This is a genomic window from Vibrio sp. D3 (assembly GCF_043995865.1).
In the GTDB taxonomy this organism is placed as follows: Bacteria; Pseudomonadota; Gammaproteobacteria; order Enterobacterales; family Vibrionaceae; genus Vibrio; species Vibrio diabolicus.
Window position 1 is genome coordinate 1,084,980 of sequence record NZ_CP171887.1, and the last position, 25,795, is coordinate 1,110,774.

Annotated in this window: 23 protein-coding genes; 11 read left to right on the forward strand and 12 right to left on the reverse strand. The window is 43.3% G+C overall.

Annotated elements, in window-relative coordinates:
• Positions 1-57: 57 nt before the first annotated feature.
• The 4 genes from rsmS to dinG are packed head-to-tail and all read right to left on the reverse strand — an operon-like array spanning position 58 to position 3,639.
• Positions 58-222: a pleiotropic regulatory protein RsmS gene (gene rsmS, locus ACHFJ9_RS13090; protein WP_005378432.1), complete on the reverse strand. Its 165-nt coding sequence runs from the start codon at positions 220-222 to the stop codon at positions 58-60.
• Positions 222-767 (reverse strand): primosomal replication protein, encoded by a 546-nt coding sequence (locus ACHFJ9_RS13095; RefSeq protein WP_012841995.1) that lies wholly within the window; start codon positions 765-767, stop codon positions 222-224. The genes rsmS and ACHFJ9_RS13095 overlap by 1 nt, the downstream gene beginning before the upstream one ends.
• Positions 764-1,549 carry a sulfite exporter TauE/SafE family protein gene (locus tag ACHFJ9_RS13100; RefSeq protein ID WP_005390688.1) on the reverse strand — a complete coding sequence of 262 codons (786 nt, stop codon included), beginning with the start codon at positions 1,547-1,549 and terminating at the stop codon, positions 764-766. Before ACHFJ9_RS13100 ends, ACHFJ9_RS13095 begins: the two co-directional genes overlap by 4 nt.
• 14 nt (positions 1,550-1,563) lie before the next feature.
• Positions 1,564-3,639, reverse strand: a complete 2,076-nt coding sequence (dinG, locus tag ACHFJ9_RS13105) for an ATP-dependent DNA helicase DinG (RefSeq protein WP_395357059.1) — start codon at positions 3,637-3,639, stop codon at positions 1,564-1,566.
• Between the two features lie 515 nt (positions 3,640-4,154).
• On the opposite strand from dinG, the gene ACHFJ9_RS13110 reads away from it, so the two are divergent.
• Positions 4,155-5,159, forward strand: a complete 1,005-nt coding sequence (locus ACHFJ9_RS13110) for a porin (RefSeq protein WP_005390692.1) — start codon at positions 4,155-4,157, stop codon at positions 5,157-5,159.
• 264 nt (positions 5,160-5,423) lie between these two features.
• On the forward strand, positions 5,424-6,089 hold the full coding sequence (locus ACHFJ9_RS13115; RefSeq protein WP_005390694.1) for a DUF2057 domain-containing protein: 666 nt from the start codon (positions 5,424-5,426) through the stop codon (positions 6,087-6,089).
• Between the two features lie 70 nt (positions 6,090-6,159).
• Here ACHFJ9_RS13115 and ACHFJ9_RS13120 read toward each other — a convergent pair whose 3' ends face one another.
• Positions 6,160-6,861, reverse strand: a complete 702-nt coding sequence (locus ACHFJ9_RS13120; protein WP_104969234.1) for a pseudouridine synthase — start codon at positions 6,859-6,861, stop codon at positions 6,160-6,162.
• A gap of 311 nt (positions 6,862-7,172) precedes the next feature.
• On the opposite strand from ACHFJ9_RS13120, the gene ACHFJ9_RS13125 reads away from it, so the two are divergent.
• A complete protein-coding gene (locus ACHFJ9_RS13125; RefSeq protein ID WP_053807162.1) occupies positions 7,173-9,398 on the forward strand; it encodes an NADP-dependent isocitrate dehydrogenase in 2,226 nt (741 codons plus the stop codon).
• Between the two features lie 187 nt (positions 9,399-9,585).
• Here the strand turns inward: ACHFJ9_RS13125 and cspD are convergent, their stop codons facing one another.
• On the reverse strand, positions 9,586-9,804 hold the full coding sequence (gene cspD / locus ACHFJ9_RS13130) for a cold shock domain-containing protein CspD (protein WP_005378407.1): 219 nt from the start codon (positions 9,802-9,804) through the stop codon (positions 9,586-9,588).
• 704 nt (positions 9,805-10,508) lie between these two features.
• Between cspD and clpS the strand changes: the two genes are divergently transcribed.
• Positions 10,509-10,829 carry an ATP-dependent Clp protease adapter ClpS gene (gene clpS / locus ACHFJ9_RS13135; protein WP_031780157.1) on the forward strand — a complete coding sequence of 107 codons (321 nt, stop codon included), beginning with the start codon at positions 10,509-10,511 and terminating at the stop codon, positions 10,827-10,829.
• A 50-nt stretch (positions 10,830-10,879) separates the two neighbouring features.
• Positions 10,880-13,147 (forward strand): ATP-dependent Clp protease ATP-binding subunit ClpA, encoded by a 2,268-nt coding sequence (gene clpA, locus ACHFJ9_RS13140; RefSeq protein ID WP_005390700.1) that lies wholly within the window; start codon positions 10,880-10,882, stop codon positions 13,145-13,147.
• A 139-nt stretch (positions 13,148-13,286) separates the two neighbouring features.
• Here the strand turns inward: clpA and infA are convergent, their stop codons facing one another.
• From infA to aat, 3 genes are all read right to left on the reverse strand, one after another.
• Entirely contained in the window at positions 13,287-13,505 is a 219-nt protein-coding gene (infA, locus tag ACHFJ9_RS13145) for a translation initiation factor IF-1 (protein WP_001040192.1), read from the reverse strand.
• Positions 13,506-13,586: 81 nt separating this feature from the next.
• Positions 13,587-14,288, reverse strand: coding sequence for an arginyltransferase (locus ACHFJ9_RS13150; protein WP_395357064.1), 702 nt, complete (start codon positions 14,286-14,288; stop codon positions 13,587-13,589).
• A complete protein-coding gene (aat, locus tag ACHFJ9_RS13155) occupies positions 14,285-14,992 on the reverse strand; it encodes a leucyl/phenylalanyl-tRNA--protein transferase (protein ID WP_065645395.1) in 708 nt (235 codons plus the stop codon). The genes ACHFJ9_RS13150 and aat overlap by 4 nt, the downstream gene beginning before the upstream one ends.
• A 39-nt stretch (positions 14,993-15,031) precedes the next feature.
• Between aat and ACHFJ9_RS13160 the strand changes: the two genes are divergently transcribed.
• Positions 15,032-15,508 carry a glycine zipper 2TM domain-containing protein gene (locus ACHFJ9_RS13160; RefSeq protein ID WP_054867737.1) on the forward strand — a complete coding sequence of 159 codons (477 nt, stop codon included), beginning with the start codon at positions 15,032-15,034 and terminating at the stop codon, positions 15,506-15,508.
• Positions 15,509-15,798: 290 nt separating this feature from the next.
• Complete coding sequence (gene aroA / locus ACHFJ9_RS13165) at positions 15,799-17,079, forward strand: 3-phosphoshikimate 1-carboxyvinyltransferase (RefSeq protein WP_395357066.1); 1,281 nt, start codon at positions 15,799-15,801, stop codon at positions 17,077-17,079.
• Between the two features lie 64 nt (positions 17,080-17,143).
• Here the strand turns inward: aroA and ACHFJ9_RS13170 are convergent, their stop codons facing one another.
• On the reverse strand, positions 17,144-17,392 hold the full coding sequence (locus tag ACHFJ9_RS13170; RefSeq protein WP_005387884.1) for a YciN family protein: 249 nt from the start codon (positions 17,390-17,392) through the stop codon (positions 17,144-17,146).
• A gap of 437 nt (positions 17,393-17,829) precedes the next feature.
• Between ACHFJ9_RS13170 and topA the strand changes: the two genes are divergently transcribed.
• From topA to ACHFJ9_RS13190, 4 genes are all read left to right on the forward strand, one after another.
• Positions 17,830-20,460 (forward strand): type I DNA topoisomerase, encoded by a 2,631-nt coding sequence (gene topA / locus ACHFJ9_RS13175; protein ID WP_047008550.1) that lies wholly within the window; start codon positions 17,830-17,832, stop codon positions 20,458-20,460.
• 610 nt (positions 20,461-21,070) lie between these two features.
• Positions 21,071-22,288, forward strand: coding sequence for a glucose-1-phosphate adenylyltransferase (glgC, locus tag ACHFJ9_RS13180; RefSeq protein WP_048626184.1), 1,218 nt, complete (start codon positions 21,071-21,073; stop codon positions 22,286-22,288).
• Positions 22,278-23,735 carry a glycogen synthase GlgA gene (gene glgA / locus ACHFJ9_RS13185; protein WP_282174550.1) on the forward strand — a complete coding sequence of 486 codons (1,458 nt, stop codon included), beginning with the start codon at positions 22,278-22,280 and terminating at the stop codon, positions 23,733-23,735. Before glgC ends, glgA begins: the two co-directional genes overlap by 11 nt.
• Before the next feature lie 110 nt (positions 23,736-23,845).
• Entirely contained in the window at positions 23,846-24,649 is an 804-nt protein-coding gene (locus tag ACHFJ9_RS13190; protein ID WP_006742124.1) for an alpha/beta fold hydrolase, read from the forward strand.
• Positions 24,650-24,686: 37 nt separating this feature from the next.
• Here the strand turns inward: ACHFJ9_RS13190 and ACHFJ9_RS13195 are convergent, their stop codons facing one another.
• Positions 24,687-25,007 (reverse strand): hypothetical protein, encoded by a 321-nt coding sequence (locus tag ACHFJ9_RS13195; RefSeq protein ID WP_005390719.1) that lies wholly within the window; start codon positions 25,005-25,007, stop codon positions 24,687-24,689.
• 20 nt (positions 25,008-25,027) lie between these two features.
• Positions 25,028-25,714: a TVP38/TMEM64 family protein gene (locus ACHFJ9_RS13200; protein WP_237308480.1), complete on the reverse strand. Its 687-nt coding sequence runs from the start codon at positions 25,712-25,714 to the stop codon at positions 25,028-25,030.
• Between the last annotated feature and the right edge of the window lie 81 nt (positions 25,715-25,795).

Genomic DNA, 25,795 nt, shown 5'->3' on the forward strand with positions numbered 1-25,795 from the left:
GTATCATTGTGCAAGAGCACTGAAAACGAGTCTCGGTGAAAGGAGCGAAACGTTGGGCTACTTTGCTTTTAATTTGTTTTCTAAGTCGTTTTGCACGATCTTCAAAGCGTTAAGCGCAACTTCTGGATCTATCTCATTGCTCTCAAGTAAATAGATCAAATCGACAGCCAATTTGATCTCTTCAGGTGCGTCATCTAAAGGCGAGGTTGGTTGATCGGCCATTATTGGTGTTTTTCCCTATGTGTAATTTGGTTCTCTAGTTTCAGAAGCGCTGCCTCACAACGTGCCAAACGTTGCTCGGTCGCTAGTAACACTTTCTGAGCCTCGGCACGCATAAAACTAGGAGCGGTTTCGACAGCACGTTCTTTTTCTAACACCATTTCGCGCAAGCGTCTTGCCCACTCTTGGTGTTGAGCGAGTTCCTGGTAAAGCACGTTAATAGGCTTGCGGAAATGGCTGCTATGTTTGATCTCATTCTTGCGAATTTTGGTGGTAGAAATCTCGCGTTGAATCGCACCGATTTGCGCTACTAACCGTTCAGTGAGGTACTCAGCACGCAAAGCGGTGAGCTTACCTTCATTTTGCTCACGCACAATCGCATCCAGCGTAGCTTTTGCTTCTTTTACGCAAGGAGTAAGTAAGCGAGAGCGACAACCAAATAAGCGCTCATCAAAAAGCGGAACATGGTGTTCGCCTCTTTGACGGTCAAGAACAGCGGCTTGCTTCGCCATTTGTTCTAGGTTTTCCTGGAGTTGAGAAATGTTCATGACAAACCTACAAACCATGCGTCATAAGCCAATTTTATGGCCAGTATACTGACGACAGTAACAAATACAGGGCGAATGAATTTAGAACCAAACCGAATGGCGGAATGTGCGCCAACAAAAGCCCCAGCCATTAAACATACCCCCATTGTTAAGCCTAGCACCCAGTTGATATGACCGAGGACTGCAAACGTGATCAAAGAGGTAAAGTTGCTGGTAAAGTTCATTGCTTTTGCTAAGCCAGAGGCGAGCAAGATATTCAGCCGATACAGAGCCATTGAACTTACCGTCCAAAAAGCCCCAGTTCCAGGCCCTGCGAGCCCATCATAGAACCCTATGGATAATCCTTGCATGTACTGTTTTCTATGAAGTTTTGGGCAAGGCTCGGGAATTGGACTTTGATGAGGAGAGTGCGGTGTTTTATGGAAGACGGTGTATAACGCCGCCGCTAAAATAACAAGAGGTAACCCTTTTTCTAGCCAATCCGTGCTAATCGCGTCCACAAGTAGGGTACCTAATGTTGCTCCGACAAGCGTCGCAACAAATGCTCTTCCCCAGCATTGAGGCTTGAATAAACGTTTCTTGTAGTACGTAAATGCCGCAGTAGAAGAGGCAAAGGTAGCCGCAAGTTTATTGGTGCCTAGTGCAATATGAGGCGGCAAGCCCAACGATAGTAGCGCAGGTACGGTTAGCATGCCACCACCACCGGCAACTGCATCAATAAATCCAGCGACAAAAGCGACAAGCGCCAACACCAACAGCATAGTTGGCTCAATCATTTCCATAAATGGTGATTCTTCTAATATTCTATTTTACGTTTAAATGGAGGTAGTGAGTCGATTAAGGCTTGTCCGTATCGCTTAGTGACTAGGCGTCGATCAAGAATCGTTACTCTACCAGAATCTCTCTCTTTACGCAGTAAGCGACCTACGCTCTGGATCAGCTTTTTGCTTGCGTCAGGTACAGTTATTTGCATAAACGGGTTCCCTCCTTTTTTCTCGATATACTCGGAGTGAGCCTGTTCGACAGGGGAGGTTGGAACACCAAATGGAATTTTTGTAATCACCAAGTTTTCAAGTAATGCGCCAGGTAAATCTAGCCCCTCAGAGAAACTGCCAGTACCAAATAAGATGCTGGTTTTATTTGATTCTATTAGCTTTTTATGTTTTTTTAGAATTTCTTGACGTGAGCTTTCACCTTGAACTTGCAACGCCCAGCCTTTTTTTATGAACTCCGAAGACAGCGCCTTCGCAACTTGGTTCATCTGCCAATAGGATGAGAATAATACTAAGTTGGCTTTCTTGTCTTCCAAGTACTTAGGCAATATCTCAATAAGATATTCAGTAAATTGAGGCGCTGGTGGTTCATATTTCATCGCAGGGATGAGCAATTCTGCCTGGTTTTGGTAATCGAATGGTGACGCAAGCGCTAAAAACTGTGTGCCTGATTCTGGTTTTCCATCAATACCAACCTGATGGCAAAAGTAATGGAAGGAGTTTAATGCACGCATCGTTGCGGAAACTAAAATGGCGCCAATGCACCTGCTCCAAATTTGTTGGTCGAGTTGCCATCCAATTTCAAGCGGAGAAACACTCACAATGAAATCACCCTCGCGATCGGGGTGGGTTTCTAACCAGCGAGCTAAAGGCGCACCTTTTTCACGAGTTGGCTCAGCCATCAAGTGCCAGACTTGCGCTAGGTTTTCTAACCTTTGAATGTAGAAGCCGAGCTCTGCAAGCGCTGGTTCAGCCAATCTTGTCGCAAGCTCCCCATCTTTTACTCTTTCCGCAATAAGGTCGGCAATTTTTGCCACACTTTGATTTGCTTTTTTACTGAACTGCTTTAACTCTTTGGATTGGTTCTCTAGCCATTCTGGTAGTTCACCGTGCTCAAAGCGGTAGATGCCTTCTTCAAATTGAGCTGGATCGAACTGTTTAGGCAGTTGAGTCAGTGCTGGTATCAAGTTCTGAACCGCGTCTTGAAGGTCGTTGCGAAATCGAGCTACGCGTTTCTCGTCTGCGAGCGATGAAAACTTGCTAATCGACTGATTTAACTTCTCAAGCCACGCTGCCGCACCTTTTAAGCTCGCAGATGCTGAAGCATGATCGCGGGCGACATGAGGCAAGTGATGTGCCTCGTCAAAGACGTATATCGTGTTTTCTGGCTCAGGTAAGATTACTCCGCCCCCCAAGTCTGCGTCTGCCATGACGAGAGAGTGGTTCGCAATGATGACATCATTCTTATCCAACTCTGAGCGCGCTTTTTGGAATGGGCAGCCGCGATGGCCGGGTAAGCTGTTATTACAACTGTGTTTATCACTAACAATCAGTTGCCAAAGCTTATCATCGATGGTTTTAGGCCAAGAATCACGGTCACCGTCCCATTTACCTTGCGCAAGAGAGCGATGCATTGTTTCCAACAGCTCTATATCTTTTTGCTTAGGCTTGGTTTCGAACATGGCTAACTGACCACCATCAGCACCACAAGCTGAAGCAAGTTTTTCTGCACAACAATAGCGTTGACGGCCTTTTGCCAAAATAAAAGAAAACTCTCGGTCGGTAATCCGACGAAAAAGAGGGAGGTCTTTATTTATGAGCTGCTCTTGCAGAGCTACGGTCGCCGTTGAGATAACCACTTTTCTATTGTTATGTACGGCCACGGGGATGGCGGCCATTAGATAGGAGAGCGACTTACCAATTCCAGTCCCTGCTTCTGCAACCAGTATTCGGTTAGATTTGTGGTACTGACCGCACAGCGTTTTTGCAATCTCTGCAACAAGGTAGTTTTGTGCTCTTCTAGGTACAAAGTTATCAAGTTGATCTTGCAGGTTTTGATAGCTATTACGAATCGATTTTTGAATGTTACTGGTCAGCATACGGGCCTCAAATGCGTTGGAGGCGAATAGTAGCACACATCACTAGTTGTACAGTAGTTCACAAAACGGAATGCTTTTATGAGGAATGTAGATCTTCTTCACAAAAAAATATTGAACCTTATCTAAATGAAATTAATTTCATTATATGAAAAATATAAAACTCCAAATATGATATTTGTATGGTTTTTTATTCTATATGTTGTGTTTTTTAGTATTTGTTTTGGGTTTAAAATCTCATTGTTAATGGTTTTATAAATTATGAAAAATCAAGAGGATTGATTAGATGTTCATCGAATAAATAAAGACAAACTTTTCAAGTTATTGTTTTTAAATGTTATTTTTGTTTTTTTACATTGGTATTTAGAAAATTTGACAGCCAGAATAATCTTTTGCACTCTTAGCTCCAGATTTTGAGAAGGCGCTGTATAACGTTTTGTTAACGCTCTATCTCAAACATATAAAAAAAGGGAACCGGACAAGGATATCCCGAACTAAGAAAAGGCAGTGGATTAATTATGAAAAAAACTCTAGTAGCTCTTGCAGTAGCTGGCATCTCTACGTCTGCTCTAGCAGCAGGCAACATCTACGACAACGGTACAACTTCTTTCAACCTTAAAGGTGAGATCGATACTTACGTAAGTACTGTTGAACGTAAAGAAAACGGTAAAACTTCTACTAAGCGTGATGTAGACGTTGACCTTTGGGCTAAAGTCCAAGTCGATGCTGAACACAAACTAAACCAAGACGTTAAAGTATTCGGTTCATTTGAACTAGAAAACGGTGAATTCTTCGATAACGACAACAAACTTACTGGTGAAATTGACGGAGAACACGCACGTGTACGCACAGATGATCTTTACTTCGGTGCTTACTTCGGTGACAACTGGGGTGTAGCTGTTGGCGAAGTTGGTGACTTTGGTGATTCTCTGGACGCAATCACTATCGACAACACTAACGAAGGTCTTGGCTACGTTGATGACTTCGTAAAATCAAAAGAAAGTGCTGGTCACGCTGTTTCTGTTAAAGGTAGTTTCGATAAGCTAACTGTTATCGCTGATGCATACTTAGATCAAGACGAGAAAATCGATACTGCATTCGGTCTATCTGCACAATACGCAATCAACGAAATGTTCACTGTTGGTGCTTCTTACCAAGATCAAGAAAACCGTAACCTTGCTGGTGATGACTACCAAGTAATGGGCGCAGCTGTTCGTTTCAACATGGACAACTTCTCTGCTGCAGTTAACTACGTTGCTGAAGAGCTAAACAAAGCTGACCAAGATACATGGTCTGCAGTAGCAGCTTACCAAATGAACGAAGCTCGCGTTTACACTTCATTCGGTTTCACTGAGTACGAAGGCGACCACGACCAATCTTACTACACGTTTGGTGCTGACTACGCTGTAACTGGTAACGTTCTAACGTTCATCGAATACACTGCAAGCGAAAACGATAACAAAGATGCTTCTATGAAAACTGAAGGCGATATCGTTGTTGCTGGTGTTTACTACACGTTCTAATCGCAGAACTTAAGTAGATATAGTAAAGGTCGCATTTATTGCGGCCTTTTTTATATTAATAGCTTGTATCTCCTTAGGCACCTGAAAGCATTGACCAAGTGAGTACATGAAGATTTTTGAGAATTGAATGCGCTTACCAGTTATCTACAGTCAATGATGTAGAAATGATTGGCTTTTCAGCAATGATTTCCTCAAACTGTGATGAATCGTAAGCGATATTTAACTCTTTTGATGTAATTAATTGAATTTTAAGGTTATTAGGATATGAGACTAAAAGCTTGGACAGTAGCATTTGTGCTTGGGTTGTTTGGTACAACAGCGAACGCAGACACAACAAATAAAGCTGATACTTCAGCAACCCTAACTACCGCTCAAGGCGTTCAAGTGCTATTTGTAAATGGCGTTAGTGCGGATGATTTGAGTGAACCGTTTGGTCTTGTTGATGGCTCTAACCAAGTAGTTGTAAAAGTAAACAAAGCGATTGGGCGTGGTGATAAACGTACTCAAGTTTACTCTGCACCATACATTCTTGGCTTTAGTTCTGGCACGGGTGAGCTTTATATTGATGCGCCACCTTTTAGAGAAAAACGTCAGGCAGACAAGCTGTTTGAGCAAGATAAAATGGACTGGAAAGTAAGTTTCAACGATAAGTCTATTGATTACTCGCAATATAAAATGCCAGGTGAGAAAGGCGCGTTCCCATATTCAAACCTTGATGAGCAACTAGCGGAGTACAATGAAGCTCATGGCGTTTTCTTTGCAAACGGTAAGAGAGTCGAATTGTCTGAGCTACAAGCAGCGACGGCTGAAATTGTAACCAGCAAAAGCGCGCAAAGAGTAAAATCACCCGTAACAAAAGCGAAGATTGCCTACCTAGAAATGACAGACGAAGAACGTCAGGCATTCAAGAAGTGGGTTGCTCAACAATAATCGTTATTGGTAACGACAAAAACTAAAAAAGCAGGCGATTGCCTGCTATTATGTTTTTTGAGGTTTAAGCCTAGAGCTTTATTTCTCGCCACTCCCCTGGCTTTAAATCGTCAAGAACAATGCCGCCCATCGAGTAACGAACTAAACGCAGCGTTGGGAAGCCAATGTGTGCAGTCATGCGACGCACCTGGCGATTTCTTCCCTCAATAATGGTAATGGCTAGCCACGTTGTTGGGATATTTGCCCGAAAACGAACAGGAGGGGTTCTATCCCAGACTTGTGGTTCTGGAATCACTTCAACTTCGGCTGGTAGAGTCATACCATCTTTTAGCTCTACTCCCTTTCTCAATTTTTCAAGATCTTGCTCCTGAGGAGCGCCATCAACTTGAACCCAATAAGTCTTCGGCGATTTTGACTTTGGCTGCGTGAGCTTCGCCTGCAAGATGCCATCGTTAGTGAGTACCATCAAACCTTCGCTGTCTCGGTCCAATCGGCCAGCCGCATAGACATCTTTGATTGGGATATAGTCCGCTAACGTTTTGCGACCATCGCCATCGGTAAATTGACTGAGCGTATCGTAAGGCTTATTGAAAATAATGACTTTACGATCTTTGGGGGCCACTTTTGGCTTTTGGCTTTTTGTTGGGCGATTAGGGCGACGGTCTTGCTGAGTACGAGTCTTCGAGCCATTGCGAGCTCCTGAGTGTTTAAAATGGCCCGTTTTAGACTGGTTACGACTGCGACCTTTTTCCTGACCTGTACGAGATGACATGTTAACTACCCTGCAAAAATGTAAATGAACTGTGTTTGAAAGTTTTAAGTTTTCTCATGATCGGATATGATTTGCGCGCCTAAAACTAACAAACGCGCACAGAATGATAGACTAATTCGTGTTATTTGTTTAATTATATCAGTGCACTCATGGATTCAGAGCTTAGAGCTTCAAACTACAACAAAGAGTGCGAACCGCATGTGGCGTTAGTGAGGAGACATGTACTGCTAACGTGCAGCAATGCGTCAATTAAACCAACTCAGACGCTGAGTTGATCAGCCAACAAGTTGATTAAAAAATAGGGAAATTTCATGCCTACAGAAAAACCTACAATTATCTACACCATCACTGATGAAGCGCCGGCGCTAGCAACTTATTCATTACTACCAATCATTCAATCATTCACAGCATCGTCTGGCATCAATGTAGATACTCGTGATATTTCACTAGCAGGTCGAATTATCGCTAACTTCCCAGAGCATCTAAAAGAAGAACAGCGCATTGGCGATGCGTTGACTGAGCTTGGTGAACTGGCTCAAACTCCAGAAGCAAATATCATCAAGCTGCCTAACATTTCAGCTTCAGTTCCTCAGCTTAAAGCGGCGATTAAAGAGCTTCAGGCGAAAGGTTACGATTTACCAAACTACCCAGAAGAACCGAGCACGTACGAAGAGAAAGCGATTAAAGCGGCTTACGACAAAATCAAAGGTAGTGCGGTTAACCCAGTACTTCGTGAAGGTAACTCAGACCGTCGTGCTCCAACTTCGGTTAAGAACTACGCGAAGAAAAATCCACATTCAATGGGTGCGTGGTCATCAGAGTCTAAGTCTCATGTTGCGAGCATGTCAGACAATGACTTCTTTGGTAGCGAAAAGTCTACGACTATCTCTGGCGCAACAGAGGTCAAAATCGAGTTCGTCGGTAATGACGGTACAGTTAAAGAGCTTAAGCCGGCTTTCCCATTACTAGATAAAGAAGTCATTGACACTTCAGTCATGAAGAAGAAGGCGCTGGTTGAATTTTTCGAGAAAGAGATTGCTGAAGCGAAAGCACAAGACGTGCTGTTGTCTCTTCATATGAAAGCGACGATGATGAAGGTTTCTGACCCAGTCATTTTCGGCCATGCAGTAAAAGTTTACTACAAAGACGTTTTCGATAAATACGGTAAGCTGTTTGAAGAACTGGGCGTTGATGTAAACAATGGCATTGGTGATGTTTACTCGAAAATTGAGTCTCTACCTGAAGCACAAAAAGCAGAAATTGAAGCGGCAATTCAAGCGGTTTACCAAACTCAACCAGAGCTTGCGATGGTTGACTCTGATCGTGGTATCACAAACTTACATGTACCAAGCGACATCATTGTAGATGCTTCTATGCCAGCAATGCTTCGCTCTTCTGGTCAAATGTGGGGACCAGATGGTAAACAAAAAGACACCAAAGCGATGATACCAGATCGTAGCTACGCAGGTATTTACCAAGCGGTGATTGATTTCTGTAAAGAGCACGGTGCATTTGACCCGACCACTATGGGTAGCGTGCCTAACGTTGGCTTAATGGCTCAAAAGGCAGAAGAGTATGGTTCTCACGACAAGACATTTATTCTAGACGCAGCGGGTACTGTTCGCGTTGTTGATACTGCGGGTAACGTATTGTTAGAGCAAGCGGTTGAAGAAGGCGATATCTTCCGTATGTGTCAGGTGAAGGACGCACCAATCCAAGATTGGGTTAAGCTAGCAGTGACTCGCGCACGTGCAACAGGTGTTCCAGCCGTATTCTGGCTAGACGAAAACCGTGCGCACGATGCTGAACTCATTAAGAAAGTAAATACGTACTTACCAGAGCACGATACTGACGGTCTAGAGATTAAGATCCTATCTCCTGTTGATGCTTGTAAGTACTCGCTAGAGCGTATGAAAGCGGGTCTAGATACTATTTCTGTAACGGGTAACGTTCTTCGTGACTATCTAACAGACTTGTTCCCAATTTTAGAGTTAGGCACGTCAGCTAAGATGCTATCTATCGTTCCACTGATGAATGGCGGTGGTCTATTTGAAACAGGTGCTGGTGGTTCTGCTCCTAAGCATGTTCAACAAGTAGAAAAAGAGAATCACCTTCGTTGGGATTCTTTAGGTGAGTTCTTAGCACTAGCTGCATCCCTAGAACATCTAAGTGTGGTGGCAAACAACCCGAAAGCACAAGTTTTGGCGGATACGCTAGACAAAGCGACTGGTGAGTTTTTAGATACCAACAAGTCTCCGTCACGTAAAGTGGGCGAATTAGATAACCGCGGTAGTCATTTCTACCTCGCACTTTACTGGGCGAAAGCACTTGCCGAGCAAACAGACGATGCTGATCTCGCTGCTGAGTTTGCACCGATTGCGAAAGCGTTGTCAGAGCATGAAGAAAAAATCGTCGCTGAGCTAAACAACGCACAGGGTGTGAAAGGAGAACTGGGCGGTTACTACCTGCTAGACGATGCATTGGTTTCTAAGTTGATGCGCCCAAGCGAAACCTTTAACGCGATCATTAACAAGTAAAATAGATGAAAAGAGCACGTCGCTTTCGATGTGTTTCTTATTTTATCAATACTTTGTATGTGGTCTATCTGCATTTCATAAGCTACAAATAGTAAGAAACCCGCTATCTTGGCGGGTTTATTTTTCTCTTCAGAACATCAAAATGATGTTTCGAGAGCAATATTTTTATTTTTCGACAGCGCTCTAATTATTTGGCTTGACCTTCAAGAGGCACGACGCTACTCGCGTGACAGCCTTTGGGACCTTTTTCAATCTCGTATGAGACTTGTTGGCCTGCTTTCAGTGTACGATAACCGTCCATCTGGATAGTTGAGTAGTGGGCAAAGATATCTCCCTCTTCTTCATCTGAACAAATAAACCCAAATCCTTTGGCATTGTTAAACCACTTTACTGTACCTGTAGCCATGCTTTTACATCCCTCATGCATTTTTTACTGAGTTGTTACAACAACCAAGTTATACCTTTAACCTGGTACTACTATTGTCAGCGAACGCTAACAAACATCTAGTCAATGAGAAATCACATTCACCAAGCTGCTTAAAAACAAATGGATTCAAAATGACGATTTATGCATCAACACTTTCCACTGTAGTCAATGAATCCCGACAGTCAATAGCATTAAGCAACAAACAGAAACATAATTGAAAACAAATCACTTTTGAGATTAACAAATTTGCAAACAGTTTTTCGTATATACGCGGAAGTTTGGTCAATTAGCCTGCAAAGTAGTATTCACTGGAAAAACCATACTGTTCGTGTTGCTTATGATAGATGAATCCTCTAACTGAATAAAAAATGAAGTTTTCGTGATAATTACCCCATTCTCAGTTAGGAAGTGTGATCTCGGTAGAAGACTGAGAGATGTTTCGCAATAGCTCGGAGGGGGTAAAAAGAAAGTTATTTTATAAGTAAAAATGTGTAACTTATCGACAAGCATCTTTTATTTGCGCCCCCTCAAGACCTGCATTAGTCTCTATATTAGGTAGCAACTTTTATCGATCAAAGATCGAATTCGGTGCCATATCTCACTACACCGCGCTGCACGCTTGTGGTAGATTGTTTTTATAGGTCGAAAACATCAACCCTTTGATACGATATCTTTGAATTGCCATGAGTAAAAATTTTGAATGGGTCACTCCGGACTCTGATCTTCTGGAGCGAGAAAGTACGAAAGTTCAGCCACCTAAGCTGTACAATGTTGTACTAAATAATGATGACTATACACCTATGGATTTCGTCATAGAGGTACTTGAGCGATTCTTTTCACATGACATTGATAAAGCGACTCAGATCATGCTCAAGATTCACTATGAAGGAAAGGCAATCTGTGGCACATACAGTGCAGAAATTGCCGAAACAAAAGTAGCGCAAGTTACGATGTACGCAAGGGAAAATGAACATCCGCTACTTTGCACTATGGAGCAAGCGTAAACAAAGAAGACTTGCTCGAACAACCCAAGTTGTTTTTTCGGGAGGTACTTATGCTAAATAAAGAACTAGAGTCAAGCCTTAACGGTGCATTTGCTCGGGCGCGAGATAAACGCCACGAGTTTATGACTGTCGAACACCTCCTACTTGCATTATTGGAAAATGATGCAGCTAAGGAAGCCCTTTTAGCTTGTAAAGCGGATCTTGACGCTTTACGTAACGAACTCGATATATTCATCGATCAAACTACGCCTCTTATCCCAGACAGTGATGAGACGCGTGAAACCCAGCCGACTTTGAGTTTTCAACGTGTGCTACAACGCGCCGTCTTTCATGTACAGTCGTCTGGCCGCAACGAAGTAACAGGTGCAAACGTGCTTGTGGCGATCTTCAGTGAGCAAGAGTCGCATGCCGCCTACCTACTGAAGAAAAACGACATCTCCCGATTAGATATTGTTAACTTTATCTCCCATGGTATTACTAAAGCGTCAGGTGCAAGCGAAGACCCATCATCAGATTCGTTCAGTTCAGAGAGTGTCGAAGAGCCGAATTCTGAAGAACGTTTGGAAAGCTTTGCGACTAACCTTAATCAGGTCGCTAAAGATGGCAATATCGATCCACTGATTGGTCGCGATAAAGAGCTAGAGCGCACTATTCAAGTACTTTGCCGCCGCCGCAAGAATAACCCATTACTAGTGGGTGAAGCCGGGGTAGGTAAAACAGCCATCGCAGAAGGTCTTGCTTGGCGAATTGTAGAAGGGCAGGTCCCGGAAGTTATTCAAAACAGCGTGATTTACTCATTGGATATTGGTTCTCTATTGGCTGGTACTAAGTACCGTGGTGATTTTGAAAAACGCTTCAAGGCAATTTTGAAACAGCTTGAAAAAGAAGAAGATGCAATTTTGTTCATCGATGAGATACACACAATCATCGGTGCGGGTGCGGCTTCTGGTGGTCAAGTTGATGCCGCAAACCTTATCAAACCTCTACTAAGTAGCGGTAAGTTGCGTTGTATCGGCTCGACTACATACCAAGAATACAGCAACATTTTCGAGAAAGAGCGTGCGTTGTCCCGTCGTTTCCAAAAGATTGACGTTGTAGAGCCTTCTCTGGATGACACAACTAAAATCTTGATGGGCTTGAAGCCGAAGTACGAAGCACACCATGAAGTACGTTACACCAATAAAGCACTGCGTGCCGCGGTAGAACTTTCGGCGAAATACATCAATGAACGTCATTTACCAGATAAAGCCATTGATGTCATTGATGAAGCTGGCGCTCGCAGTCGTCTTGCTCCTGCAAGCCGCCGTAAGAAAACGGTTGGTGTTGCCGATATCGAAGCGATGGTTGCCAAGATGGCACGAATCCCAGAGAAGTCGGTTTCTTCTTCAGATAAAGACATCTTGAAGAACCTAGATAGCAAGATGAAGATGTTGGTATTTGGCCAAGATAATGCGATTGATGCATTATCCGAAGCGATCAAGCTGACACGTGCAGGTTTGGGCGTGGATAACAAACCAGTTGGTTCATTCTTGTTTGCTGGCCCTACTGGGGTGGGTAAAACAGAGGTGACGGTGCAGCTATCTAAGCTTCTAGGGATCGAGCTACTTCGTTTTGATATGTCGGAATATGGTGAGCGTCACTCCGTGAGTCGCTTAATTGGTGCACCTCCTGGTTATGTCGGTTACGACCAAGGTGGCTTGCTAACAGACGCTGTTATCAAGCACCCACATTCAGTCGTATTACTCGATGAGATTGAGAAAGCGCATCCAGATATCTTTAATTTGCTATTGCAAGTGATGGATAATGGTACGCTAACGGACAACAACGGTCGTAAAGCAGACTTCCGTAATGTCATCCTCGTTATGACAACCAACGCGGGTGTGGCTGAAACTGAGAAGAAATCAATTGGTTTGATTCAGCAAGACAACAGTCACGATGCGATGGCGGAAATTAAGAAGGTATTCACTCCTGAGTTCCGTAACCGTCTTGATAACATCATCTGGTTTAACAGCCTTGATGAAAGCGTTATCCATCAAGTTGTTGATAAGTTTATTGTTGAACTGCAGGTGCAACTTGATGCTCGTGGCGTATCAATGGAGGTATCGCAAGATGCACGCCATTGGTTAGCGAATAAAGGTTATGATAAGGCGATGGGTGCTCGCCCAATGGGACGCGTTATCCAAGAGCAACTTAAGAAACCTTTGGCTAATGAATTGTTGTTTGGCTCTCTAGTCGACGGCGGCACTGTGAAAGTAACACTAGTGAATGACACACTTAAATTTGAATATTTGAGTGAGAAAGAGGCAGCGATGCATTAATCGCTGCCCCGTAAGGGAAGTAAAAGCGCACGATTTTATCGTGCGCTTTTTGTTTGTCTGAACCTACTCGGAAATAAAAATCATGCAATAAAAAACGGAGCAAACTGCTCCGTTTTTTATTGCATCCGAAAATCAGAGATTAACGAGCGCGGAAGACGATGCGGCCTTTTGACAGGTCGTATGGAGTCATCTCTACAGTTACTTTGTCACCCGTTAGGATACGGATGTAGTTCTTACGCATCTTGCCAGAGATGTGAGCAGTCACAACGTGACCGTTTTCAAGTTCAACACGGAACATAGTGTTTGGTAGAGTGTCAAGGACCGTGCCTTGCATCTCGATTACGTCTTCTTTAGCCATTTAATCCTCTTTAGAAATTAGGCAATATTAGCGGGCTATATTCTGCCGCTAAATAGTAATTATGTAAAGTTGAGGCGTATTCTACCCTCGCCAACGCTGATTTACTAGCCTTTGGTGGCGTTGAAAGCGTGTTTTATAGTTCATTGCTGGACACTCATCAATCTGATAACCCAAATAAAGCCACTGTTGTTTGTTTTCTTGGCAGTATTTTATTTGATAGAGCACTGCCAAAGTGCCAAGAGATAACGGGTAGTCAGGGTCAAAAAAAGTATAAAATGCACTCGAACATTGAGTCATTACATCCGTTACCGCAATGGCGAGTAATTGATTTGACTCATCGTAAATATGCAAAAATGAAGTGGTCAACCAGCTGGTTTGGGCAAACCGATAAAATTCATCACGCTTTGGTGGATACATAGTGCCGTTTTTATGCCGTTTGCAGATGTACCAACTGTAAAGCGCAAACCATTCCTCATCCATTTCAGGTTTCATTTCCCAACGTAAAGGCTGTGCTTTACTGAGCAGCCTCTTCTGACTTTTTGATAGTCTAACGTCTGGAATCGAGACTCGAATTGGCTGGCAAGCGGTGCAATGCTCGCAGTGCGGTTTATATATGGTATCTCCACTACGACGAAAACCGTTAGCCATCAGTAGTTGATAGTTTTCTTCAGTATGCAGCCCTGCATCAAGTGCCACCGCCACACGCTCTTGCCGTTCAGGCAAGTAACTGCAAGGGTGATTATTCGTTAATCCAATTCGAATATGTTGTATATCCGTACTCATACTGAATCCTGCAAAACTTGGGGCTTATAGGTATCAAATAGTGTTTGTTTTTCTCTTAAAGATAGTAGTTTTTGCATAAACTCGTTACGCTCTAGTTCAAATGCGCCAAGTGATGCCAAGTGCGAGTTCATAACCTGACAATCGATTAATTGACCTTGCTTTGACGCCAAATGGTTGCATAAGTACCACAATGCAATTTTAGATGCGTTATCTTTTAGGCTAAACATCGACTCTCCGCAAAAAAGTTGACCAACGCAGATGCCATATAGTCCCCCAATGAGCTCGTTGTCATGCCATACTTCTACAGAGTGACAGTGACCAAGTTTAGCTAACTCAATATAAGACGCTTGCATTTCCTCGTTGAGCCAAGTTTCCTCTGCAGGACGTGTTGATGAACATAGTCTAATCACTTCTTCTGTCGCGAAATTGAGTGTTACTTTATAGTTATGTTTACGCTGAAATTTTTTGAGACTTTTAGACGGTTTAAACTCTAAGGGATCAAAAACAGCGCGAGGGGAAGGGCTCCACCATAGAATAGGTTCTCCAGGACCATACCAAGGGAAAATGCCTTGATAGTAACCATTGAGGATTCTCATGGGATCTAAGTCACCGCCAAAAGCAAGCAAACCATTGGGATCGCTGAGTGCTTTATACGGTGAGGGAAAGTTGAACGTATCATCGAGTTCAGTTAAATAAATAGCCATAAGAAGTCGTTACCAACATTAGAGTCAGAGGAGTTTATGATGACCTGGTCAAGAAATATTGTGAAAGTATGGCTTTGGATCATACTGTTTTTCCCACTTGCCGCCAACGCAGCATATGAAAGAAATGTTGCCAAGCCGGTAAATGAAGTGGTGTATGGGAAGATTGACTCTGTCCGTTATATTACTCAGCAAGAGGTCGTTCAATCGAAAAATAATGGTTGGAAAACGCTACTTGGTGCCACAATAGGCGGTTTAGTCGGCAATCAATTTGGTGGTGGTACTGGACGAGAAGTTGCGACGGCAGTGGGTGCACTTGCAGGTGCAGCGGTTGCACAAAATCAAAGTAATTACCAATACACGGTTGAATATAAGTTAGTTGAGCTACTCATCAAAGTGAAGGGCGACAAGCTGATTAATGTTATCCAAGATGTTGATAAAAATATGCTATTTAGTCGAGGGGATGAAGTTCGTATCTTATATTTTGATGATGGAGTCAGGGTTGATATCACTTATTAATCCTACGTTATTTTAACCTAAGGTAGCCTAACCAGGCATGCACAGTAGGGCTGGCTTATCGTCAAATAAAGTCGAAATAGCTTGCTGTTTCGTCGCGCCTCTTTCGCTCTTATTTACATCGCTGGCAATGCCTTTAATTCTGCATCTTTAGGCTACTTGAGTATATTCATAAATTAGCGCCGATTTGCTCTGGTTTTGTCGTGTTTTTTTGGGTAGTCTGAATTCACGAAGAATTGTTTAGCTCTCATAAAAAATCGTATGTTGAGGGCACAAAGGATTATCAACTTTTAATGGAAAGCCTAACGTTACAACCTATCAATAAAATTCAAGGGGAAGTGAATCTTCCTGGCTCTAAAAGCGTTTCTAATCGAGCTCTTTTACTTGCTGCTCTTGCTACAGGCAGAACTCGCCTTACTAACCTCCTCGACAGTGATGATATCCGTCATATGCTGAATGCGCTGACTAAACTAGGCGTTCAATTCCAACTTTCCGAAGATAAAACAGAATGTCTCGTTGAAGGCCTTGGGCGTCCGTTTTCTGTCTCAGAACCGGTAGAGTTATTTCTCGGTAATGCTGGCACTGCGATGCGACCATTAGCTGCGGCTCTTTGTCTTGGGGAAGGGGAGTATGTACTGACGGGCGAACCTCGTATGAAAGAGCGTCCAATTGGTCACCTTGTCACGGCACTGAAAGATGCTGGTGCGAACGTTGAGTACATGGAAAACGAGAACTTTCCGCCTCTCAAAATAGTCGGTACTGGCCTAAAAGCAGGTACAGTTTCTATCGATGGATCCATTTCAAGTCAGTTCTTGACCGCTTTCTTAATGTCTGCGCCATTGGCTGAAGGTGAAATGCGCATCAACATCGAAGGCGAGTTGGTTTCTAAGCCTTATATCGATATCACCCTGCATATCATGAAGCAGTTTGGGGTCGATGTGATCAACAACGACTATCAAGAGTTTGTGATTCCTGCCGGTCAGCAATACATCGCTCCAGGTGATTTCTTGGTTGAAGGTGACGCGTCTTCTGCTTCTTACTTCTTGGCGGCTGCAGCCATCAAAGGCGGAGAAGTTAAAGTCACGGGTATCGGTAAAAACAGCATTCAAGGTGATATTCAATTTGCTGATGCGCTTGAAAAAATGGGTGCAGAAATTGAATGGGGTGATGACTACGTAATTTCACGTGTTGGTCAATTGAAAGGCATCGATATGGATTACAACCATATCCCTGATGCTGCAATGACCATCGCGACAACAGCGCTATTTGCCGAAGGCACTACTGCTATTCGTAACGTTTATAACTGGCGTGTAAAAGAAACAGACCGTTTGTCAGCTATGGCGACGGAATTACGTAAAGTTGGTGCGGAAGTGGAAGAAGGGGAAGACTACATCATCGTCAAACCTGTCTCTCAGTTAAAGCATGCTGCAATTGATACTTACGATGATCATCGAATGGCGATGTGTTTTTCGCTGGTGGCACTTAGTGATACGCCTGTGACGATTAACGATCCAAAGTGTACGTCGAAAACGTTCCCTGACTACTTCGACAAACTTAAGGCTTTAAGCTGCTAAATATTCTGACCTGAAACAGTAAAGCCAGAGTGAATAACACTCTGGCTTTTTTTGTTTTCCGCTACTATTTAACCAGCGTAAATTCCTTGGAAAGGTGATGCGCTAAGTATTTGAACATATTGAATACTGCAGTCGTATTTGAAGTTGGTAAACCTTTGTCATCAAGGAAGTATTCACCTTTAAAAACTAAAACACCTTCTTTTTCTTCTACGCTTGTTGCTCGCATCCCTTCGATGTAATCATCGTGTTCTTGGATGATTTGGTTAGCGATCAAAAGAAGGTCGAACTCTTCGATAAACGTTCTATCAGACATACTTTTTCTACCATTCATTTCAGTTGAGAACGCTGAGTATACCTACAACTAAAATGGGTTTGCATGATTAATTCAGTCAATCGTTCACTTAGCCTAAACAGATCAATTTTTAGAGTGTAAGTATGATTAGTTGGAGGATATGGAAGAGCCACTGAACGAAACTATTTTGTGATGGGTAACAAAATTTATTGCATTGGATTAGCGGATGCTAAGTTTGCCTGTTTAGATATGCCGCTCAATACCTTTCAGAACCCTGTCTCTTTGAAGTATAAAGACGATGAATTGTCAACCAATCGGATCTGAATTTCAAAAAAGCAGTTGATCTTCTTTTCATCTCGCACAATAGTAAAAAAAGAAGCAATGAAATAGAACATTATGCGGGTGGCCTTTAAACAAGGTTTCTACCCGCATTATTATGAAGGACGTTAGAGTCAGTTATGGGTAAATCACTCGTTATAGTGGAGTCACCAGCCAAGGCAAAGACGATAAATAAGTACCTTGGTAAAGACTTTATTGTTAAGTCTAGTGTTGGTCATGTGCGTGATCTGCCTACGGCCGGTCAAAGCACTGGTGAGAAAAAAGCCGCAGCCATCTCAACAAAAGGGATGAGTCCGGAAGAGAAAGCGCGCGTTAAAAAAGAGAAAGACCGCAAAGCGTTGATCAAAAAAATGGGGATTAACCCATATCATGACTGGGAAGCGAATTACCAAATCCTTCCAGGCAAAGAAAAAGTTGTCAACGAACTACAAAAACTCGCCAAAGACGCAGATTGCGTTTATCTCGCAACCGATTTGGACCGCGAAGGGGAAGCAATCGCATGGCACCTTCGTGAGATCATAGGTGGCGATGAAGAGCGATACAAACGTGTAGTTTTTAACGAAATTACGAAAAACGCGATCCAACAAGCTTTCCAGACACCTGGAGAGCTGAACATGGATGGTGTTAATGCCCAACAAGCGCGTCGCTTCATGGACCGTGTCGTTGGTTTTATGGTTTCACCTTTACTTTGGAAGAAAGTGGCTCGTGGTTTATCTGCTGGTCGCGTGCAGTCTGTTGCGGTGAAACTATTAGTTGAGCGTGAGCGTGAGATTAACGCGTTTGTACCAGAAGAATTCTGGGATATTCATGCGAATACGAAAACGAAAGACAAAGCGGACTTTAAACTACTTGTTGCTCAGAAAGATGGTTCTGCGTTTAAGCCAGTTAATGAGGCAGAAACCAAAGCAGCGATGTCTGTGCTTGAGAATGCAAGTTACGAAGTATGTAAGCGTGAAGATCGCCCGACGAAGAGCAAGCCTTCAGCACCTTACATCACCTCTACGCTTCAACAGGCAGCGAGTACACGTCTTGGCTACGGCGTGAAAAAGACCATGATGCTAGCTCAGCGCCTCTATGAGGCCGGTTACATCACTTATATGCGTACGGACTCGACTAACCTAAGTGCCGAGGCTGTGGACGCTGTACGTGACTTTATTGGTTCTGAATTTGGTGATAAGTACTTACCAGCGAAACCGCTGACGTATGGCAGTAAAGAAGGGGCACAGGAAGCGCACGAAGCGATCCGTCCTTCAAATGTGGGTGTTAAAGCGGAAGACCTGCAAGGTGTCGATGCTGATGCGCACAAACTTTACGCTTTGATTTGGAATCAGTTTGTTGCGTGTCAAATGACGCCAGCAGAATACGATTCAACAACCATCAGCGTAAAAGCAGCAGAATACACGCTTAAAGCGAAAGGCCGTATCCTTAAATTTGACGGCTGGACTCGTGTACAACGTCCAATGGGCAAAAACGAGGATACAATCCTTCCTGCGGTACAACTTGGCGATAAGCTAAGCTTAGAGTCACTTGACCCTAAACAGCACTTTACAAAGCCACCTGCGCGCTACACTGAAGCAGCACTGGTTAAAGAGCTGGAAAAACGAGGCATTGGCCGTCCTTCGACTTATGCATCGATCATTTCTACGATTCAAGATCGTGGTTACGTAAAAGTTGATCAGCGTCGTTTCTACGCCGAAAAAATGGGCGAAATTGTTACCGACCGCCTTGATGACAGCTTTAACGATTTAATGAACTACGACTTCACTGCCCGCATGGAACAGAAACTGGACCAAATCGCGGAAGGTGAAGTGAACTGGAAAGCAGTGCTAGATAACTTCTTTGCTGATTTCACTGGCGATCTTGAAAAAGCGGAATTGGATGAGTCAGAAGGCGGTATGAAGCTAAACCATATCGTCATGACGGATATCGAATGTCCGACGTGTGGGCGCCCAATGGGTATCCGCACCGCTTCGACAGGTGTGTTCTTAGGCTGTTCAGGTTACGCGTTACCACCTAAAGAGCGTTGTAAGACAACCATCAACTTGGGTGATGAAGAAGGCATTATTAACGTTTTAGAAGAAGACGTTGAAACGGCCGCGCTTCGTGCTAAAAAGCGTTGTCCGATCTGTGAAACGGCGATGGATGCGTACCTGATTGATGACAAGCGTAAGATGCATGTTTGTGGTAATAACCCGAACTGTGAAGGCTACCTTGTTGAATACGGTGAGTTCAAAGTCAAAGGCTATGATGGTCCAGTTGTTGAATGTGACAAATGTGGCTCTGATATGGTGCTTAAGAACGGTCGCTTTGGTAAATACATGGACTGTACGAGTGAAACGTGTAAGAACACTCGTAAGATTCTGAAGAATGGCGAAGTCGCGCCACCGAAAGAAGATCCTGTTCATTTCCCCGAGTTGCCTTGTGAAAACTCAGATGCGTATTTCGTACTTCGTGATGGTGCTTCAGGTCTATTTATGGCGGCAAGCAACTTCCCGAAATCGCGCGAGACACGTGCTCCTTTGGTTGCTGAACTGGCACGTTTTGAAGAGCGTTTACCTGAGAAGTTCAAATACCTAGCGACCGCACCGCAAGAAGATCCTGATGGTCGTCCTGCAGTCGTACGTTTTAGTCGCAAAACAAAAGAGAACTACGTTCGTTCGGAAGAGAACGGCAAACCATCTGGTTGGACAGCGCTCTTTGTTGAAGGTAAGTGGGAAGTCACAGATAAGCGTAAAAAAGCGAAAGCATAAAAATGCATCATTAAAGTAATGTAAAAAGGCAGCGATATCGCTGCCTTTTTTGCGTAGGGGCCGACAGTTTTCTCCTGCGCATTCTTCCTCTAATCGACCTTTCCTCACTTTAACAAGCACCATTGTCGCTAGAAAACACCAGAGTCACGATTTATTAGTAGCGAACGTATTTTTTATGTAAAAAACATTCGTCGTAACTTTCATTTTGCGTTCATGTATTTGTTATATATTAAGCTCAAAAAGTCGGTCGTGTAGTGAATCCGTTCGTAAATTGTTTTCATAATGTAATCGTTTGCTTTTGCATGTGTGATCTAGATATCGTCTTGAGTAAGCAAGAACTGTATGGAACACAGAATGGCGTATTAAAAATTGTAATTTAGAACCTGCTTAGATAATTTATTACAAAAATTAGTGCAACTGTGTGCATTTTGCGTCGAAAAATAAGAAAAGAGTGGACGTTGCATACTGGAAGTGCCGTAGCTTTTTTATCGTGTTGTAAGAGTTCAAAGAAACTCCTGATACGGTTACTAAATGTATTCGCTTGACTCCCCGAGTATGACTCATTCAAGCGAGTACCAAATCCAAGCTATAACGATATGGAGAACAACAAATGGCTGGTGTTTTGGGAATGATTCTTGCTGGCGGTGAAGGCTCTCGTTTGAGACCTTTAACAGAATCTCGTAGTAAACCTTCGGTACCGTTTGGTGGTAGCTATCGATTGATCGATTTTGCTCTAAACAATTTTGTAAATGCGGATTTAATGCGCATTTACGTCCTCACCCAATTTAAATCTCAATCTTTGTTCCATCATTTAAAAAAGGGCTGGAACATTAATGGCATCACTGACCGCTTTATCGATCCTATTCCTGCTCAAATGCGCACTGGTAAGCGTTGGTACGAAGGAACGGCGGACGCGATCTATCAAAACCTCCGTTTTATGGAACTAGAGGAGCCGGATCAAGTTTGTATTTTTGGTTCTGACCATATCTATAAGATGGATATTAAACAAATGCTGAACTTCCACTCAGAGAAACAGGCTTCTCTCACGGTATCGGCATTGCGTATGCCACTAAAAGAGGCGTCGCAATTTGGGGTTATCGAAGTGGACAGTGAAGGTCGCATGATAGGCTTTGAAGAGAAACCAGCAAACCCGAAGTCGATTCCTGGCGATCCTGATTACGCTTTAGTTTCAATGGGTAACTACGTTTTTGAAGCTCAGGTGTTATTCTCTGAGTTGGTTGAAGATGCGGATAATGAAGCTTCGTCACATGATTTTGGGAAGGACATTATTCCTAAGATGTTCCCTCGAGGTGACGTGTTCGTGTATGACTTCAGTACTAACAAAATCAGCGGTGAAAGAGAAGAGGTGTACTGGCGTGATGTGGGAACCATTGATGCATACTGGGAGGCGCACATGGATCTGCTAGAAAAAGACGCACCGTTTTCACTATATAACCGTAAATGGCCGCTGCATACTTATTATCCTCCACTGCCGCCAGCGACATTTACAGACTCTGATAATGGCCGTGTTCAGATCATCGACAGTTTGGTATGTAATGGCAGTTACGTCAGAGGCTCAAGAATAGAAAAGTCGGTGCTTGGGTTCCGCAGTAATATTGCATCTGCTTGCGATATCAGCGAATGTATCCTTCTTGGTGACGTGAAAATTGGCGAAGGCTGTGTTTTACGTCGTGTGATTGTCGATAAGGATGCCGATATTGCTCCTGGTACTCAGATTGGTGTGAATCTTCAAGAAGATAAAAAACACTTCCATGTGTCTGAGGAGGGCATTGTTGTTATTCCGAAAGGAGCTCGAGTTGGCTACTAACAACTTATCTATTCTGTTTGTAGCTTCTGAGGTTGAAGGTCTCATTAAAAGTGGTGGCTTGGCAGACGTTGCCAAGGCACTACCGGAAGCCCTTCAAAACCTACAGCAAGACGTAAGAATTACCATCCCTGCGTACAGCAGTATTGATAAACTCGCTGACGCAGAAGTTGTATTAGAAACAGAACTAACATCATGGCCGCATACGGAGTATCGAGTTCTGCGGCTCATGCTAGGTCAAAATCCTGTTTATCTGATTGATTGTCAGCCGTATTTCAATCGACCATCGATGTATGCGGAGAACAACCAAGCGTATACCGATAACGGTGAGCGCTTTGCGTTTTTTAGTGCGGCATGTTTAGACATGTTGCCGAAGCTTGCTTTTCAGCCGGATATCATACACGCGAACGATTGGCACACTGGTCTTGTTCCATTTTTGCTCAAGCACAGGTATGGCAATGATCCGTTTTTTGCTCATACTAAAAGCGTCATTTCAATTCACAATGCGGTCTTTAAAGGCGTATTTAGTTATGAAGACGTGCAGTGCTTGCCAGAGTTTCATTGTCGAAACGTTCCCGATGCTGCGGTGAGTGCAACGCATATTACGATGCTCAAAGCTGGTGTAATGAATGCAGATAAGATAAACGCGGTCAGCCCTACGTACGCAGAGGAACTCAAAACAGAGCTTGGCAGTCATGGAATGGCTTGGGAGTTTCAGCAACGCGCGCAGGACTTAGTTGGTATTTTGAACGGTTGTGATTACAGTGCTTGGAACCCGGAAACGGATACTTACTTGCCAGTTAATTACTGCGCTGACCAACAAAGTATGACGCAAGGCAAGAAAGCGTGTAAACAAGCATTACAGCTGCGGCTAAATTTGCCTGAAAAAGATGTTGCTATGTTTGGTATGGTTTGTCGGTTGACCCAGCAGAAAGGTGTGCATTACTTATTGCCTGCTTTGGCTGATTTTTTGAAGCACGATGTTCAACTAGTTGTCGTTGGGACCGGAGACCCTGTACTAGCCGCTCAGCTAGAAGAGGTTGCTGCACAGTTTTCTAGTAAATTTGTCTTCGTAGAAGCTTATGATAATGAACTTGCGCATATCGTTGAAGCGGGTTCTGATTTCTTTCTGATGCCTTCTGAGTTTGAACCATGTGGTTTGAATCAAATCTATAGTATGTCTTACGGTACATTGCCGATAGTACGTGGTGTCGGTGGTCTAAAAGACAGCGTCAACGATTATGATGTGAACCCTTCTGAAGCGACGGGGTTTGTTTTTTTCGAACCGACACCGCAGGCATTGTTGTTAACGATGCTAAGGGCACTGTTGCTCTATGCTCAAAACGAACCTGAAGTGAATAAAGTACAGTTGCACGCGATGCAACAAGATTTTTGTTGGCAAAAGGCCGCAGAAGCTTATTTGCAACTTTACAATTCGGCGTTAAATTGACTTAAAATTGTAACGAAAGGCACCGAATGAGGTGCCTTTATTATCTTGAGTAAGGGGAGTGTGGTAGGATGGCTTTTTACTCAATAGCACGACCTTTTTGATACTTGAATATGACCCAGCCGCTACTTTTTCATAAAACCTATTTGCACCCTACTAGTCATGAGTGGGTTGTATTTGTGCATGGTGCTGGCGGTAGCTCTTCTATCTGGTTCAAGCAAATCAAAGCTTACAAGCAACATTTTAACTTATTGCTGATCGATTTAAGAGGTCATGGAAAGTCAAATCAGTTACTTAAAGAGCTCATTGCCAGCCGTTATACCTTTACGGAAGTTACCCAAGATATTTTGAAAGTATTGGACCATTTAAAGATCCAATCCGCTCATTTTGTCGGTATGTCACTTGGTACCATTATTGTTCGAAACCTTGCTGAATTATCAGCAGAACGCGTGCGTTCAATGGTACTCGGTGGTGCTGTCACAAGGCTCAATACTCGTTCTCAAATATTGGTTAAATTAGGTAATTTTTGTAAGCACATTCTGCCGTACATGTGGCTCTACAAACTTTTTGCGTACATTGTTATGCCACAGAGAAGCCAGCGAGAGTCTCGCCATCTTTTTATTCGTGAGGCCAAGAAGCTTTGCCAAAAAGAATTTAAACGTTGGTTTATTCTTGCTGCTGATGTAAATCCTTTAATGAAGTATTTTAAAGATCGAGAGTTACCCATTCCCACACTCTATTTAATGGGCGACAGAGATTACATGTTTATTAAGCCTGTTAAAGAAATGGTTGCGGCGCATAAGCTTAGTGTTTTACGAGAGATCCCCAACTGTGGTCATGTCTGTAATGTTGAGCGCCCTGAAGATTTCAACCAACATTCCATCGAATTTATTAAGCAGCAAACGGTTTCTGCTTAGCGCTTAATAAATCGATTGAATAGGAGTAGGGGAGTTATTAAGGCTCCCCTATTTGATGTCCACATTGCCAACAAGCACCAAACTGCCCCTCGTTTACCTCATGGCACTTCGGGCACTGCCAATCTTGATACTCATTTCCATCGGATTGTTTGCGGTAGGCTTGTACTATTCCTTCTGCTTTTACTTGTTGTTTGGCGTCAAAAAGCCAGACATAAGGATCGGTATCATCACTAAACGGCAGCTCTCCTTTTAAACCGAAAATGCCTTCTCCGCGGACTTCACAGTAGACTTGCTCGGTTTTCAATAATTCGCACACGATATGCGCTTCTGCTGGGTTTTTAGCAATGAATATTTTCATTAAACACGTCCACTTACTAATTATGAGTTTTGCTGACTCGGTGTTGGCCTTACTTTATTCATAACCCATTTAGTGATGATTGGAAACAGCCCCAGTAACGCAAAAGAGGCCAATACCGCAGGTGAAATAATGCCTGACAGGCTTTCAATTGTTGCTAGCTGAGTACCGGCGTTTAAGTAAACTGCAGTGCCTGGCAACATACCTACTTGGCTAGTAAGGTAAAATCGACCTACAGACATTGGCGTTAAGCCCATCAACAAGTTGATAAGAAAGAAAGGGAATACCGGAATGAGACGCAAGGAAAATAGATAAAATGCACCGTCCTTTTCGACACCTTGGTTAATTGCGATTAACTTATTGCCGAACTTGTTTTGTACCCAGTCACGCAGCAAATATCGGCTGCTTAAAAATGCTAGCGTTGCACCCACAGTACTGGCGAAAGAAACCAGTAATAAGCTCGTCCAAAAACCGAATAGGGCCGCACCAAGTAATGTAACCACAGCAGCACCAGGAATAGAAAAAGCGGTAATTGCAATGTAGGCAAAAAAGTAAATAGCTGCCGAAAAAACAAAGTTCTGATCGATGTATGTGGTCAGCGCTTCTTGTTGGGCTTTTGCATTTTCCAACGTTAAATACTGACTAAAGTTAACGCCTAAAAAGATAATGATCGCGACCAGTATTAGGCCTAATATCAGTTTCTTATTCATATTTATGATTCCAATTTGGGATATATGTAATAAGACAGAAGGAAAGTCGAAAAAATTTCACAAAAAAACCGCAGATTAGAC